The following is a 16,648-nucleotide window of genomic DNA, read 5'->3' as shown; positions in this document are numbered from 1 at the left end:
TATCGTTTCATTCACTTCCATGTCACCATTGTTGTCACTCCATAGCGGAAATGGTAAGATGGAACAAGATATGTTCGATTATTTTGGCATTTTTTTAGAAGTTTCGAAATAAAGGAGCGTTTAATCACATGGTTGGGATTTTAAATAAAGTGTTTGATATGAATAAACGCGAGTTAAAGCGCTTGGACAAACTCGCAAAGCAAGTTGATGCTCTTGCTGCTGACACAGAAAAGCTTTCAGACGATCAACTTCGTGAAAAAACTGAAGAGTTCAAGGCTCGTTATCAAAAAGGCGAAACCCTTGATGATTTGCTTGTTGAGGCATTTGCGGTTGTCCGTGAAGGAGCTCGCCGCGTCTTGGGCTTGTATCCATATCATGTTCAGCTTATGGGGGGGATTTCTCTCCATGAAGGAAACATTTCGGAAATGAAAACAGGTGAAGGTAAAACATTAACGGCAACCATGCCCGTCTATTTAAATGCTCTTTCCGGCAAAGGCGTACATGTTGTTACCGTCAACGAATATTTGGCAAGCCGTGACGCAACGGAAATGGGTCAACTCTACCAATTTTTAGGATTAACCGTTGGCTTGAATTTAAACAGCATGGATAAGGATGAAAAGCAGGAAGCCTATGCATGTGATATTACGTATGGTACAAATAACGAGTTAGGCTTCGATTACCTGCGTGATAATATGGTCCTTTATAAGGAACAAAAAGTTCAGCGCCCACTTTTTTACGCTGTCATTGACGAGGTTGACTCCATTCTCATTGATGAAGCACGGACGCCGCTTATCATCTCAGGTTCAGCTGAAAAATCTACTGTTTTATATATTCAAGCGAACGCATTCGTACGGACGTTGTCAAAGGATACAGATTACACCTACGATGTAAAAACAAAAGCTGTCATGCTAACAGAAGAAGGTATCAGTAAAGCAGAAAAGGCGTTTGGCATTGAAAATCTGTTTGATATGTCACATGTTTCGTTAAACCACCATATTAGCCAGGCATTAAAAGCAAATGTCAGCATGCACCTTGACATCGACTATGTGGTGCAGGAAGGCGAAATCGTGATTGTTGACCAATTCACCGGTCGTTTGATGAAGGGCCGCCGCTACAGTGAAGGTCTACACCAGGCGATTGAAGCAAAAGAAGGCGTAGAGGTTCAAAACGAAAGCGTCACAATGGCCACCATTACGTTCCAAAACTATTTCCGTATGTATGCAAAATTAGCTGGTATGACAGGTACAGCAAAAACAGAAGAAGAAGAATTCCGCAACATTTATAATATGAATGTAATCGTCATTCCTACGAATAAACCTATCATTCGTGATGACCGGCCGGATTTAATTTATACCTCGATGGAAGGCAAGTTCCGAGCGGTTGTCGAAGATATTACGCAACGTTATATAAAAGGCCAGCCTGTTCTTGTCGGGACAGTTGCGATTGAAACGTCTGAGCTTATCTCTAAGATGTTATTGAAAAAAGGTGTTCGCCACAATGTCTTGAACGCGAAAAACCATGCTCGTGAGGCTGAAATCATTGCGGAAGCAGGCCACCAAGGATCAGTAACGATCGCGACAAACATGGCCGGTCGTGGTACAGATATCAAGCTCGGCGAAGGGGTAATCGAGCTTGGCGGACTTGCGGTAATTGGTACCGAGCGTCACGAAAGCCGACGGATTGACAATCAGCTTCGTGGACGTTCCGGACGTCAAGGCGACCCTGGGGTTACCCAGTTCTACCTATCAATGGAAGATGAATTAATGCGCCGCTTCGGTTCAGATAATATGAAAGCCATGATGCAGCGACTAGGTATGGATGATACCCAGCCTATTCAAAGTAAAATGGTATCAAGAGCAGTGGAATCCGCGCAAAAACGTGTTGAGGGTAACAACTTCGATGCCCGTAAACAGCTCTTGCAATATGATGATGTTCTTCGTCAGCAGCGCGAAATTCTTTACAGCCAGCGTGATGAAGTACTTGAATCAGAAAATCTTCGAGAAATTGTTGAAAAAATGATCTTATCGTCCATTCAGCGCCATGTTGATGTATACACACCAAAATCTGAGGACGAGGAAGAATGGAATCTCCAAGGACTTATCGACTATGCGAGCGCCAACCTTCTCCATGAAGGAGAAATCACGTTAGAAGATTTCCGCGGCAAGTATTCAGACGAATTGGTCGAGTTGATTTTTGCTAAAGTGAAGGAACACTATGACGAGAAGGAACAAATCCTTGCTCCTGAGCAAATGCGCGAGTTCGAAAAGGTTGTTACATTGCGTGCGGTTGATTCAAAATGGATTGATCATATTGATGCAATGGACCACTTACGTGAAGGAATTCATTTGCGTGCTTATGGTCAAATCGATCCACTACGCGAGTACCAGCATGAAGGCTTCGCGATGTTTGAGACTATGATTACTTCGATTGAGGATGAAGCTGCCATGTACATCATGAAGGCCGAAATCCGCAACAACTTAGAGCGTCAAGAAGTCGCTAAAGGTCAAGCGGTCAATCCGAAGGAAGACGGCGAAGTTGTCAAGAAACAACCGAAAGTGAACAAAGAAAATACCGGCCGTAACGAACCATGTCCTTGCGGCAGCGGGAAAAAATATAAGAACTGTCACGGTGCAGTGAAGTAAAGATTGTTACCCCCCCTGATGAAGTCATCAGGGGTTTTTCTTTTTAATGATAAAAGAGGACGTTCGGGCATTGAGAGGGCTCATCAATTACCTTTTTCAAAAGTCTTATCCTTAAATAAAGAGGTCGGGGGATTTGCCACTTAGGGTAAAATAAAAACGCAGCCCCAAATGAATTTGGGGCTGCATATTATTGGTTGATTAGTGCGCTTCAATTAAACCGTAGCGGCCGTCTTTACGTTTATAAACAACGTTCGTACGGTTCGTATCGGCATTAGTGAAGACGTAGAAGCTATGTCCAAGCATATTCATTTGTAGGATGGCTTCTTCGCTGTCCATTGGTTTCAGATCGAAACGTTTTGTTCGAACCAATTCTAAATCATCTTCTTCAGCAATGTTGACTTCAGAATTCTCTGCAACGGTAAAGGTAATAGGAAATTCTCCTTTTTCTCGGAATTTACGGTTTACCTTTGTTTTGTGTTTGCGGATTTGACGCTCAAGTTTGTCAGAAATCAAATCAATCGCACCATACATATCAACATTTATTTCTTCAGCGCGAAGGACTAATTGAGGAAGTGGAATGGTAACCTCAACCTTCGCTGTTTTATCTTGATAGAATTTTAAATTCACATTTACATTAGCATCAGGGGCTTCTGTAAAATATCTTTCCAATTTTGCAATTTTCTTTTCAACATACTCTCGAATTGCTGGAGTTACCTCAATGTTTTCACCACGTATGTTATATCTCATGTGTGGACTCCTCCTTTTTTTAAACCTATGTTATTACAATTCTATTTTACCCTATGATAATCCTGCTAAAACAGTTAAAAATTTTGTCGATTTAATGACAAAACCATCAGGGAAATAGTATTAATCCTTAACACAGGTATTTACAATTTGGTATCTTTTTACTAAAATGGATGTTTACATTATATTTGTATTTTAATATTATTACGATTAAATTGCCACCATTATGCTTTGAGCATGTTGAAATGGTCGGAGAACGTTCACCGTCTTTTTATCTACCCCTTACGAAAATCAGCTGCTATCTTGCAAGCGTAACAGAAATAACGCTGGCTGCCCCCGCCTCTTTTAATCGCTTCGCAGCATGTCTTAATGAAGAACCGGTGGTGTAAATATCGTCAATCAAGACAACCCTTTTTCCATGCAAAGGAATGTCAGAACGAAGCTGAAATACTTGAGGGAAATGAATTCGCTCCGTTCTCGATTTTTTCGATTGTTTTTCTGAATGAATTCGGGTGAGGATGCATGCGGGTGTGAATCCCGATTCCTTAATCAGCGCCTCGGCCTGATTAAAGCCCCGTTCATAAAGCCTTTCTTCACTCAATGGAATAGGCAGATAAAAGTCGAATTTTGTCTTTTGAAGCTCCTCCTTGAAGTATTCGGCAAAAGCCTTAGACAACACATAGTCACCGCGATATTTATACTTCGCCATGATTTCTTTGAAAAATTCATTGTAATGAAAAATAGAGGTATTTTTTTCGAGAAAGCCATGCCACTCAGGGTCCTCCTCCCAACGGAGGCAATCATGGCATATGTCGCCATGGCGGAATTTATCATCTAATAATGCAAATGGTCGGTTACAAATTCGACAGGTTTCTCCTTCGATTCTTTCTAGCTTTTTTTCACAAGAGGAGCATATCAGACGTTCCTTAGCAGGCAAAAAGATGGTTCTCCAGCCCATTGCCTCATAAATGGAAGCATGGCATAGTAAACAGCAGCTCATACGTCGATCAGCCCCCTTTTGACGCCTTCCATATTCATGGAAACGATTTGCTTTCGCGCCTTTATCATCGATTCAGTCTTTCCATAATGAAAAAAAGTTACCACCCCATCTGGGTAATCTATGCTCCGACCAGCTCTCCCGGCAATTTGAACAAGCGCACTTTCGGTAAAAATATCATCTTCTGCCCCGATGACTGCGACATCGATATTCGGGAAAGTAACACCGCGCTCAAGAATCGTCGTTGTCAGGAGTAACGGAATTTCTTTGGAACGCATTTTTTGGACTTTTGCCTTCCGGTCAGGGTCTTCCGCATGAACAGCTTCGATTGTTTGATCAAGTTGGCGGAGATGTGACAGTGCTTTTTCCATGAAAGGAATATGGGGGAAGAAGATCAATGCTTGTTTGCCAACCGCGAGCCGCTCGTTAATCCACCGGAGAATTGGCGGTGGGAGTTTGCCTTTTTGCAAGTTCTTTTGCCAGTTGCCACACCACTCGAAACGCGGCACAGGGAGTGGATAGCGATGAAATCGGGCCGGAATGGTCGTAAAAGCTCTCTTTCCTTGCCGACATTCCCGCTGCCATTTTTCATTGGGGGTCGCCGTTAGGTAAATCATCGCTGATGTCGGTTTCCTCGCTTGGACCACCGCGTGCTGGAGGGATTCTTCCACTGTGTAGGGAAATGCATCGACCTCATCTAAAATGAGCGTGTCAAAGGCATCGTAGAAGCGGAGTAGCTGGTGCGTTGTAGCGATTGTCAATGGTGCATAATGGTGGCGGTCTTCGCTTCCGCCATAAAGCGAGGCGACTGTGATTTGCGGAAAAACGGTTTTTAGCCTTGGAGTAAGTTCCAGTACTACATCTGTTCTTGGTGTGGCAATGCAGACTCTGTTTTGGTCGACAAGTGCAGCTTCGATTCCTTTAAAAAGGATCTCTGTTTTTCCAGCCCCGCATACGGCCCAGACAAGCAGCTCTTTATTTTGCTGAATGGCCGCTACAACTCTGTCAGAAGCCTCTTGTTGACCCTTCGATAAATTCCCCTTCCAATCTAATTTCGATAAGTTCTCTGAGTGAGGTGTCGGTCCATTCCAGCCAATGAGCGGCGTGCACTCGTTGATTCGCCCCATCATGATGCAATGGCGGCAATAAAGACATTGTTCCCCGCACCGCGCACATGGCATGGTAGCAAACCAATACGGATCATTGTTTCCACACCTTGTGCACGTTGGTCTTTTTCCGTTGTAAATAATCCCTTTCCGGTATGTAACATAACCATTTTCATAATGTTCTTGGATGTCTATGAGTGAAAATGGAAGGTCATCTAGGAGGAGCTGTTTGCCAGTAAGGAGCTCCTGCAGCTTGCTGCTAAAGGAGTAGTGTGGATTCAGAGGCGGCTGGAGGAGGTTTGAGATTTTTGAAATGGGGAGCGAATCCTCTTTTCGGGGAAATAAGATCCCATTTTTAGTTGCAAAGCGCATGCTTTCACCTTCTTTAAAAGAAATAATAACGATTTTTTGTTTTTCCACTGCTATTTAAATTGGATGATTGGAGCATTTTTTGTGGGACATTATTGTTTGGGAGATGAAAAAACTCGCGGAATTCTGAGTTTGTTATTGTAGGTTTGATCAAATAGAGATAATCACCGATTCCCTCTAGATGGGCATCCTTTGATTTTTGCTTGCACGACGGGCATGACCATATTCCCCTCACATAAATCATCGGTGTAAATGAACAATTAGGGCAGCACGTTCCTGTTCGAATATTCTTTGTGGTGAGATGGAATTCTTCAAGAATATTGATCGTTTTTGGGGTATGTTGACTTATTATGAAATTTCCCAAGTCATCTGCTGCTTGCTGGTCTATTTTTTTTCGGCGATATTCATTTTCGAAATCATTTATTTTTAGAAAAATTTCTCTGGCCTTGCACACTTTGCTGAAATCTGAGGTGTCACTAGGCTTGGTTTTCAAATAAGAATGGTGGCTGCTGAAAAAAACAAGATGTTCTACCGGCAGCAAATTAAACCCGTGATACCGCAACCAGCGATTTAATAGGATTTGATGATATTTTGCTTGGACGCGGGGATCTTCAAAAATTTCTTCCTTACCGTCTTGATTACGGATCAACTGTTTGAAAATGCTATCAAAGGTCAATGGTCCTATAATATTTTTCGCTTCGATGATGAGAATATAGTACTTGGTTAGGAGAAGTGCATCGATTTGGAAGTGTACGCCTTCAATTTGGAGTTGGAGGTCATGGAAAATGTGGTATTTACTTTGCGGAAGTTCTTTTAAAAACTTATTTAATGTGATTTCGCCCCAATAACCGGCTCGTCTTTTGGCTAAAGACCGTTCTACTTCTGAGTGTTTATGATGACCAATTATGAGTCTCCTTTCTAATCGCTCGGTCAAAATGAGCCTATCAGGCGGCGTTAGATCTTTTAATATCAAAGAATCATCACTCCTTTTGTTTTTTTAAAATAATTCTCCATTTATGTCGCTCTTTCCTGCATTTTGTCGAAAATTCTTTTTTATGGAAGGTTGATTGAGAAAACTAAATTAAAAGCTCCTATTTTTAACTGGCTAGGACTCTGGGATTCCGTGGAGTTTCGAGCTAATTCCGCGGATATTCGGATTAATTCCGCGAAGATTGGGGGTTATTCCGCGAAGATTGGGTTTTATTCCGCGGACTTTTGCATTTTTTACGTGGGATTCTCCTATATTTCCGCGAACGCCCTTTACGAAGAGGGAGAGCTCCTCTTTTTACTGGCTGAGACAACGGGATTCCGCCGAGTTTCGATCTATTTCCGCGGATATTCGAATTAATTCAGCGATGATCGGGGGTTATTCCGCGGACTTTTGCATTTTTTCCGCGGAGTTCTCCTATATTTCCGCGAACGCCCTTCTCGAAGGGGGCGAGCTCCTCTTTTTACTGGCTGAGACAATGGGTTTCCGCCGATTTTCGAGCTAATTCCGCGGATATTCGGATTAATTCCGTGCATATTAGGTTTTATTCCGCGGACTTTTGCATTTTTCCCGCGGGATTCTCCTTTATTTCCGCGAACGCCCTTCTCGAAGGTGGCGAGCTCCTATTTTTATTGGCTGTTACGACGGAATTCCGCCGAGTTTCGAGCTAATTCCGCGGATATTCGGATTAATTCCGCGTAGATTGGGTTTTATTCCGCGGACTTTTGCATTTTTTCCGCGGGATTCTCCTTTATTTCCGCGAACGCCCTTTACGAAGGAGGTGATCTCCTTTTTTCACTGGATGAGACGATGGGATTCCGCCGAGTTTCGAGTTATTTCCGCGGATATTCGGATTAATTCCACGTAGATTGGGGGTTATTCCGCGGACTTTCACTTTTTTCCCGCGGGATTCTCCTATATTTCCGCGAACGCCCTTTGCGAAGGGGGCGAGCTCCTATTTTTACTGGCTGAGACAATGGGATTCCGCCGAGTTTCGAGTTATTTCCGCGGATATTCGGATTAATTCCGCGAAGATTGGGGGTTATTCCGCGGACTTTTGCATTTTTTCCGCGGAGTTCTCCTATATTTCCGCGAACGCTCTTCTCGAAGTAGGCGAGCTCCTATTTTTCACAAGCTGAGACAACGGGATTCCGCCGAGTTTCGAGTTATTTCCGCGGATCTTCGGATTAATTCCGCGAAGATTGGGTTTTATTCCGCGGACTTTTGCATTTTTCCCGCGGAATTCTCCTATATTTCCGCGAAAGAACCGAACAAATTGAAAAACCATTCCGGCCCAAAGCCGGAATGGCAACAAATTTTTTATTTTTTCATCCAGCACATGCCCATGGCGCCTTCGCCGAGGTGGGTACCGATGACTGCGCCGAAGTAACTGATTAAAAATTCAACGTTTGGGTATAGGGCTTCCAGTTCGGCTCGCCATTCCTCCGCTTCCTTTTCACGGTTAGCGTGGATGATGACACCCCGGTAGGAGCCGCCGCGCAATGCATCTTCGCCAAGCAGGTCGACGATGCGCTTCATTGCTTTTTTGCGGGTGCGAATTTTTTCGAAAGGAACAATGACCTTATTTTCAAAATGGAGCAGTGGTTTTACCTGAAGGAGACTGCCGATGATCGCTTGGGCGCTTGAAAGCCGGCCACCACGCTGGAGGTGTGATAAGTCATCGACCATAAAATAAGCACGAGTCGTTTTTTTCAGCTCTTCTAGACGTGCCAGAATTGCTTCTGGGGCTTCTCCCCGTGATGCCCACTCTGCCGCCTCTAGGACATAAAGCCCTTGAGCCATGCAGCTAATTTCGGAGTCATATGGGAAGACCTTGATGCCTTCCACCATTGAACTGGCCGTGACGGCCCCTTGATATGTACCGCTGATACCGCTTGAAAGATGAATGCTAATAACGGCATCGTAGTCTTTGGCCAGCATCTCAAACAGTTCGACAAACTGGCCGACTGGCGGCTGCGAAGTGGTGGGGAGATTTTTGGTCTTAACTTCTTCGTAAAACTCCTTCCACTTAATATCAATCTCTTCCCGATAGACCTCCGTTCCGAAAATGATATTAAGAGGAACCATATATATATTCCATTTATCGAGCATTTCCTTCGGGATGTATGCTGTGCTATCTGTGACAACAGCTGTTTTCATATATACACATCCTTATGATTTTTTCTATTAAATATTTTATATGAAAAAGAAGGAATTTGCATTTTTTATTCCAAAAAAAGAACATGCTCTACTTTGAGCATGCTCTAAAAAAAAACGATTATCTTACTTCCACCCAACCGTTTTTAATCGCAACGACGACAGCTTGGGTGCGGTCGTTGACATTCATTTTTTGTAAAATATTACTTACATGGTTTTTGACAGTTTTTTCGCTAATAAATAAGGCTTCTCCGATGCCACGGTTGCTTTTTCCGTCCGCAAGCATTTGTAGCACCTCACACTCGCGGCGCGTCAACAAATGCAAGGGACGGCGAATCTCGATGATCTGAACAGCTGTCCCGCCTCCATTAGCATGACCCGCTGCTAGTCTTCGATATTCTTTCACGAGGTTATGGGTCACCTTTGGATGAAGGTAAGAACCACCTTCCGCGACGACCTTTACTGCTTCAATGAGGGCATCCGCATCCATTTCCTTCAACAGATAGCCTTGTGCACCTGTTTGAAGGGCATGGGTCACATAGTTTTCATCGTCATGTATCGATAAAATTATCACTTTCGTTTCAGAGTATTTTTCAACCAACTCGCGAGTGGCTTCAATCCCGTTCATATGTGGCATGTTGATATCCATAATTACTACATCTGGTCTGTTCTCTTTTACAATTCCTAATGCTTCGCTGCCATCATTCCCTTCAGCTACTACTTGAAAGGATTTTTCAAATTCGAGAATTCTTTTTACTCCTTCTCTGAAAAGTTGATGGTCGTCAATAATAGCAATTTTAGTGGTCAATTTTATCGCCTCCTTATTCATTTTGATAGTTTTTCCCCGTATAAATTAATTAATGGAACTATGATAGACACTGTCGTTCCATTGCCAATTTTGGAAGCAATGCTGATTTCTCCATCAAGCAAATGCACACGTTCACGCATTCCAATAATTCCAAAGGAATCTTTCTTCTTTTGCGCGATATCAAAGCCAACACCATTATCCTTGATGGTTACGTTAATGGACGTTGTCGTCATTTCTAAATTCACCTTAATTTCGCAAGCGTTCGCATGCTTAAGAGCATTTTGAACCGATTCTTGAATCATTCGGAACAGAGCCACTTCATATTTTGCTGGTAGTCTCTTTTCCTCTCCAATACTGATGAAGGTAATTTTTGAATGCTTATGATATTCTTCGATAGTTTGCAAGTATTTTCTGAGGGTAGGTACAAGACCTAAGTCATCCAAGGCCATAGGCCGTAAGTCATAAATAATCCGACGAACCTCATAAAGGGCGGAACGAACCATTTTTTTGAAGCTTTGCATTTCCGAAAAGGCCTCATCTGGTCCCTGCTCACGAAAAACACGCTCAAACAGATCCGAACGCATAATGACATTCGCAAGCATTTGCGCAGGACCATCGTGAATCTCCCTTGAGAGACGTTTACGCTCTTCTTCCTGGGCTTCAATGATTTTCAAGCCGAAGTCTTGTTTAGCTTTTGCATCTTCTATCATTTCACCCATTTCACTATCCATGTAATTCATGACAACTGAGATTTGCGAAATGAGCTGATCTGCACGATGAATCGTTTCATCTAAGCCTATAAGCCTACGCTCTAGATCATTTCTTTTTTCCAAAAGCTGTTTTTTGAACTGCGAGTTAAGAGAAAGGTCCATTTGCAGTTCGTGGGCAATTTCATAGGCTTCACGAACCTCGGCCTCCGTATAACTTTTAAAATTCACACTGACCTCTGACAGCCTGATTCTCGCCTGTTGAACTTGCTCTTCTAGTTGATCCCCTTCTTCATTCAGCAAGACCATTGATTGCTTGATATTGCTTAATTCATTTTTCATCTCTTCGTAGTCATGGCGGGATTGTTCACAGATTTGAAAAATATCACTTTTACTACAGGTTACGGTTTCAATCATTTCTTGACGAATTTCATCAAGCGATTTCATATTCATTTGATTAATTTTCATGCCAAAAACCCTCCATAGAGGTTTTTATTTTTTATGAAATTGTAACAGGAAATTGTTGTGAATGCACCTATTTAATAACAATTCCCTACAATGGCTAGTAAAAAGTAGTATAATGATAGCGTTCTATCAAAATTCTGTGAGCCAACACCTTTTATCATAACTCGGATTATTATATCATGCGAATTTTACCTTCACGTTAAGGATATATTACATCAATGTTTTTTCTAAGAAAAGTAGAAAGGAGCCTGTTATGCTACCTAGTTATTTCACCGTTAAAAAAGAAGGCGAGCATGAAATCAACATTCAAAAATCCCGATTCATCGCGCACATAAAAAGGGCAGAAACAGAAAGTGAAGCCCAGGAATTCATTCTAGCCATCAAAAAAAAGCATTGGAACGCCACACATAATTGTTCTGCATATTTAATTGGTGAGCACGATCAAATTCAGAAGGCAAATGACGACGGGGAACCAAGTGGAACAGCAGGTGTACCCATGCTTGAAGTTTTAAAAAAGAGAAACCTAAAAGATACCGTTGTAGTGGTTACCCGTTACTTTGGCGGTATCAAGCTTGGTGCCGGCGGCCTGATTCGGGCATATGGAAAAGCAACCTCCGAGGGCTTAGACGCGACAGGAATTGTCGAAAGACGCCTTGTTCAAGTGATGAACGTCATCATTGACTACACATGGCTTGGAAAGATAGAGAAGGATATTCGGGCATCTGACTATAAAATCAAAGATATTCATTATCTAGATACCGTAACAATCGAGGTTTATGTTAATGTTGACCAGGTTACATCGTTTAGGGATTGGGCAGTTGAACTCACAAACGGTCAGTGTCGGTTGGAAAAGGGCGAAATCGTCTACCTTGAAGAGTAAAAAGAAAGGGGCTCAAGTTTGCCTGAGCCCCTTTTTTATGGACGATTTCGAATGGCTGTTGATCGTAAATTCCGCATTATTTTTAACAATGGGTGGAAGTCCTTCCCCATTAGGCCGATTTTCTCGGCAATGAGTTCAATTAAGAGAATGACGATAGCCATGAGGAAAAAGGCACCGCCAAGCCTTGCCTGAGAATAAATAACGGCAACGAGACCAAAAAATGCTGCGAGCGCATAAATTAATAAAACCGCTTGTCGATGGGTAAATCCTAAGCGAAGCATACAATGGTGTAGATGAAATTTATCTGGTGCCGATAATGGTGTTTTGTTAATAATCCTTCTTAGAATCGCGAAAATAGTATCCGAAATCGGCACTCCTAAGATGATGATTGGAACAATAAAAGAAATAAATGTAACATTCTTAAAGCCAAGTAGCGATAGCACAGAAATAGAGAATCCAAGAAATAACGCCCCTGTATCCCCCATGAAAATGCTGGCAGGATGAAAATTGTAAAACAAAAAACCTAAAGTGCTTGCGAGTAAAATCAGACCGACAGTTACGACAAAAACATTTCCCTGAAGAATGGCCATACCCGAAATCGTGATAAGAGCAATTGAGGAAACTCCTGCTGCCAGACCATCAAGACCGTCTATTAAATTAATGGCATTGGTGATCCCGACAATCCAAATAATCGTAATAGGAATACTAAATAAACCAAATTCAAGCTGTCCCCCGAACGGCAAATTCACAAAATTAACTTGCAGGTCTCCCCAAAATACAACTGTTATGGCGGCTGCTAGCTCCCCCACCAGCTTATACCTTGCTGAGAGTTCAAACAGGTCGTCAAGAATGCCTGTCCCAACAATAATGAGACATCCAAGCATAATCGCTACGAAAGAAGGGCTTTCAGGCCTTAGAAAAATCATTCCTACCATAAAACTTATAAAGATTGCTAAGCCACCAAGCCTAGGCATAATGGTTTGATGTATCTTTCGTTGGCTTGGCTGATCCGTTGCCCCCATTACTAGGGCAAATTTTTTAATGAGTGGGGTGATAAGAATGGAGAGTACAAAACATATTATCAAGGTTAGATAAAGCATCCCAAACCTCCTTACTTCCTATTCTGTCCATTAAGGATAACAATCTATTCGATAATAAAAATAGGAAAATTTTTATAAACCCCTCAAAACTATATAATATGTTTTCATCTTTAAAAAAAGCTATTTTAAAGGGCATTGTTGATTTTGAAACTATGTTTATTGGAGCGCAAATCAACAGCCAAGTTTAACACAGCCTAAAAAAAAGAAACAATCCCGAAGGAATTTCCTCTTTTCAAAAAGCATATTATTTAATCCAAGCTTGTCTTTCCCTACTATCAAGGTTTTGTTTGAGGTCATACTTCCATCTGCATAGAGAAAGTACACCTAGGTATGTGAAACTTTTTATGGAAGGAGTCCGTATATATTAAAAGTGGTAACCACTTGCAAGTTTTCCTAAATCGACAAAAATTTTCAATTTGCAATTATAAAAAAAGGGTATAATGGAAAATAGTGTATATTAATGTTTTCTATTGTTTTTTAATAAAGGAGTTAATGCTATGTCTGATCACACACGATCAAGTAGATACAATCAGAAAATAAAGCGAAAGTGGCGGATTCTTTTATGGATTTTGGTTCCATTTTTAGTCATTGCCTTGGGTGGTGTAGTGTATGCAACCTCCCTGTATAAAAAAGCAGAAACTGTCGTGGCAAAATCGTATAAACCGGTAAACTCGATATCGAAACGTGCGGTAAAAGCCGACCCGAGTAAAGATAATATTTCGATCCTCTTTATTGGAATTGATGATAGCCAAAGCAGAAATCTCGGAAAGGACACGAGATCAGATGCGCTTATGGTGGCTACTCTAAACAAGAAGGATAAATCCGTTAAGCTTTTAAGTATCCCGCGCGATTCCTATGTTCATGTCCCTGAAAAAAATATATACACAAAAATCACACATGCGCACGCATATGGAGGTACAAAATTAACGATTGATACCGTTCAAGAGTTATTAGATATTCCAATTGATTATTATGTTAAAATGAACTTTAATGCCTTCATGGATGTGGTAAATGCTCTAGGTGGCATTGAAGTCAATGTTCCTTATGATCTTTATGAACAGGATTCAAAAGACCGCCAAAATGCTATTCATTTGAAAAAAGGTTTGCAAACATTAAATGGTGAAGAGGCACTTGCCCTTGCAAGAACTCGTCATTATGATTCGGATATCCAAAGAGGAGGAAGACAGCAGGAAATTCTTAAAGCGATTATAAAAAAAGCCGAGTCTGCTAACTCCTTAACAAAATACGGTCAGGTGATTAATGCAATTGGTGACAATATGGAGACGAATATGACCTTTAATGATATGAAGTCATTATTCGAATATGCTCTAGCTGGCAATAGCCTGAATATGGAGTCATTAAAGCTTGAAGGAACAGATGCGTATATCAATAAAATTTACTACTATAAGATCAATCGCACATCACTCGCCAATACAAAAGAAATCTTAAAACAGCATTTGGCTTTAGACGATAAACAGAATGCTGAAGCTAGTACTACTAATAATATCAACACATCTTCTAAAAGAAATTAGAGTCAAAAGCCGGGTCACGTGAGGATCCGGCTTTTTTAGTTTCTATTGGCTTCAAAAATCGGCTAAATTCCCACAAAACCCACGGAATTTCCAAACCTGATTTTGCATTAATGCAGAAAAGGGTGAACTCTAGATGAGTTCACCCTCTTTTAAAAGTAACCTAATATTTATTCTTTAGTTTAATCGGTTGTTTAATTCCTTTAATAAATTTAAGTAATGGTTGATAGTCTTCCTTTACTAGACCAATTTTTTCAACAAATATTTCAATCACAATTACTAATATAGCAATTACGATTAAAGCTCCCCATTCAGTTGCTTGTGAAAAAATAAATGCAGCAAGACCACAAATAATACTCATTGCATAGATTAAAATAACGGTTTGACGATGGGTAAAACCTGTTTTTAACAAGCAATGATGAAGATGAGACTTATCTGGAGCCGAGATTGGTTTTCGATTAACTAATCGGCGAATTATTGCAAAAAATGTATCAGAAATTGGAACACCCAAAATAATAATTGGAATAATTAGGGAAATAAAAGTAACGTTTTTAAAGCCCAGAATCGATAAAACTCCTATGATATATCCCAAAAATTGTGAGCCAACGTCACCCATGAAAATCTTAGCAGGGTAAAAGTTAAAAACCAAAAACCCTAATGTTGAAGCTGCCACAATAAGTGCAATTATTATAACATAGGTATTCCCCATTACTGCTGCCATTGCAGCAATAGTTAGTAGAGCAATTGATGAGACACCTGCAGCTAAACCATCTAGACCATCAATTAAATTAATGGCATTTGTAATGGCTATAATCCAAATCATAGTAAGAGGAATGCTTAGCGGTCCAAAATTAATCTTACCTCCAAAAGGTAAGTTAATAAAATCAACATTCATATCCCCCATATACACAACAATAAAAGCAGCCACAATCTGACCAGCCAATTTTATAACGGGTGGAAGATCTTTTATATCATCTAACAAACCTATAAAAATAATAATGAAACTTCCTATTAAAATAGCCTGATGATTCGATTCAGTTGGGTGAATAATGAGAACCCCAATAATGAAACTAATGAATATAGATAATCCACCTATTCTAGGCATAATTTTTTGATGAACTTTACGTTGTTCAGGTTTATCTGTAGCACCAATGAGAAATGCTAACTTTTTTATAAAGGGAGTGATGAGAATTGACGTCATAAAACATATTATCAGTGTAAGATAAAACATATAGGCCTCCATAAAAACCTCTTACTCTTAAAAACCACTCAGAAACACAATAAAAAAGTATACTTATATTTTATTCTAATGAAGTATAGCATAAAAAACAATATAATGATACTTATTTAAATTAAGATATTAATAGCTTCGTAAAATGGAATTATCTGTCTTATTTTAAAGTAAAGAAGTGCTTCTTGATTACTTTTAATACAAAAATAGGTAATACCAACATTCTTCTCCAGCGGCTAGGCTGTTTTATTAACCGGTAGAGCCATTCAAGGTTTAATTTACGCCATATTACTGGAGCTCTTTTTACAGTCCCAGCTAGTACATCGAAGCTTCCGCCTACCCCAATAAATAGACCCTTTTCCATCTCACTAAATTGCTCATGAATCCATTTTTCTTGTTTTGGAAATCCAAGTGCGACAAAAACTAAATCAGGCTTAGTGTCCTCTAATTCTTTTACAATTTCGGATGAATCTGAAAAGTAGCCATCATGAAATCCGGCAATCGTTAAATGGGGATAATTAACTTTAATATTTGAAATAGCTTGTTCAATAACGTCCCTTTTCGCACCAAGAAAATAAGCACTCCAGCCGTGTGAATTTCCCCTTGCAAGAAGTTCACACATAACCTCAAAACCAGGTATCTTTTCCGGAAGCGGATTCCTTATTATTTTTGAAGCAAGGATGACACCATATCCATCTGCGATAACAAAATCGGCTTGATCGATGATTTTCTGATATGTAGGATTCTTCTCCGCATAATAAACGATTTCAGGATTAGCGGTAACTAAGAAGGTTTTTGTTGCATTATTAATACGTCCATCCAATTCAGCCATTAATTGAGATCTACTGATATGATCGAAAGAAGTATTCAAGATGTGAATTTTGGAATTGTTAATCATTATAACCACTCTTTCTAATCTATGGCT

General features: G+C 40.6%; 13 protein-coding genes. 3 read left to right on the top strand and 10 right to left on the bottom strand.

What is annotated here, in order from left to right:
• The first annotated feature begins 128 nt into the window (after positions 1 to 128).
• Positions 129 to 2,642 carry a preprotein translocase subunit SecA gene (secA, locus tag BN1082_RS06345; protein WP_090632333.1) on the top strand — a complete coding sequence of 838 codons (2,514 nt, stop codon included), beginning with the start codon at positions 129 to 131 and terminating at the stop codon, positions 2,640 to 2,642.
• A 198-nt stretch (positions 2,643 to 2,840) separates the two neighbouring features.
• On the opposite strand, the gene hpf is transcribed toward secA, so the two are convergent.
• From hpf to BN1082_RS06300, 7 genes are all read right to left on the bottom strand, one after another.
• A complete protein-coding gene (gene hpf, locus BN1082_RS06340) occupies positions 2,841 to 3,389 on the bottom strand; it encodes a ribosome hibernation-promoting factor, HPF/YfiA family (protein ID WP_090632331.1) in 549 nt (182 codons plus the stop codon).
• A 295-nt stretch (positions 3,390 to 3,684) separates the two neighbouring features.
• Positions 3,685 to 4,386: a ComFC family protein gene (locus BN1082_RS06335; RefSeq protein WP_090632328.1), complete on the bottom strand. Its 702-nt coding sequence runs from the start codon at positions 4,384 to 4,386 to the stop codon at positions 3,685 to 3,687.
• Positions 4,383 to 5,861, bottom strand: a complete 1,479-nt coding sequence (locus tag BN1082_RS06330) for an ATP-dependent helicase ComFA (protein ID WP_090632324.1) — start codon at positions 5,859 to 5,861, stop codon at positions 4,383 to 4,385. Before BN1082_RS06330 ends, BN1082_RS06335 begins: the two co-directional genes overlap by 4 nt.
• A gap of 13 nt (positions 5,862 to 5,874) precedes the next feature.
• Positions 5,875 to 6,831: a nuclease-related domain-containing protein gene (locus BN1082_RS06325; protein ID WP_090632321.1), complete on the bottom strand. Its 957-nt coding sequence runs from the start codon at positions 6,829 to 6,831 to the stop codon at positions 5,875 to 5,877.
• A 1,335-nt stretch (positions 6,832 to 8,166) separates the two neighbouring features.
• On the bottom strand, positions 8,167 to 9,006 hold the full coding sequence (locus tag BN1082_RS06310; protein ID WP_090632312.1) for a DegV family protein: 840 nt from the start codon (positions 9,004 to 9,006) through the stop codon (positions 8,167 to 8,169).
• 118 nt (positions 9,007 to 9,124) lie between these two features.
• Positions 9,125 to 9,811, bottom strand: coding sequence for a response regulator (locus BN1082_RS06305; RefSeq protein WP_090632308.1), 687 nt, complete (start codon positions 9,809 to 9,811; stop codon positions 9,125 to 9,127).
• A 17-nt stretch (positions 9,812 to 9,828) separates the two neighbouring features.
• Positions 9,829 to 10,986: a sensor histidine kinase gene (locus BN1082_RS06300; RefSeq protein WP_090632306.1), complete on the bottom strand. Its 1,158-nt coding sequence runs from the start codon at positions 10,984 to 10,986 to the stop codon at positions 9,829 to 9,831.
• Between the two features lie 250 nt (positions 10,987 to 11,236).
• Here BN1082_RS06300 and BN1082_RS06295 point away from each other — a divergent pair, with 250 nt between their 5' ends.
• Complete coding sequence (locus tag BN1082_RS06295) at positions 11,237 to 11,863, top strand: YigZ family protein (protein ID WP_090632303.1); 627 nt, start codon at positions 11,237 to 11,239, stop codon at positions 11,861 to 11,863.
• Between the two features lie 35 nt (positions 11,864 to 11,898).
• Here the strand turns inward: BN1082_RS06295 and BN1082_RS06290 are convergent, their stop codons facing one another.
• Entirely contained in the window at positions 11,899 to 12,963 is a 1,065-nt protein-coding gene (locus BN1082_RS06290) for an MraY family glycosyltransferase (protein WP_090632299.1), read from the bottom strand.
• 497 nt (positions 12,964 to 13,460) lie between these two features.
• Here BN1082_RS06290 and BN1082_RS06285 point away from each other — a divergent pair, with 497 nt between their 5' ends.
• Positions 13,461 to 14,495, top strand: a complete 1,035-nt coding sequence (locus BN1082_RS06285; protein WP_090632296.1) for an LCP family protein — start codon at positions 13,461 to 13,463, stop codon at positions 14,493 to 14,495.
• A gap of 160 nt (positions 14,496 to 14,655) precedes the next feature.
• Here the strand turns inward: BN1082_RS06285 and BN1082_RS06280 are convergent, their stop codons facing one another.
• Positions 14,656 to 15,723 (bottom strand): glycosyltransferase family 4 protein, encoded by a 1,068-nt coding sequence (locus BN1082_RS06280; protein WP_090633205.1) that lies wholly within the window; start codon positions 15,721 to 15,723, stop codon positions 14,656 to 14,658.
• 160 nt (positions 15,724 to 15,883) lie between these two features.
• Positions 15,884 to 16,621 (bottom strand): WecB/TagA/CpsF family glycosyltransferase, encoded by a 738-nt coding sequence (locus BN1082_RS06275; RefSeq protein ID WP_090632293.1) that lies wholly within the window; start codon positions 16,619 to 16,621, stop codon positions 15,884 to 15,886.
• Positions 16,622 to 16,648 lie beyond the last annotated feature (27 nt).

It is taken from the genome of Neobacillus massiliamazoniensis (genome assembly GCF_001048695.1).
Classification (GTDB): domain Bacteria; phylum Bacillota; class Bacilli; order Bacillales; family Cytobacillaceae; genus Neobacillus; species Neobacillus massiliamazoniensis.
This window is presented reverse-complemented; position numbering and strand designations above follow the sequence as displayed.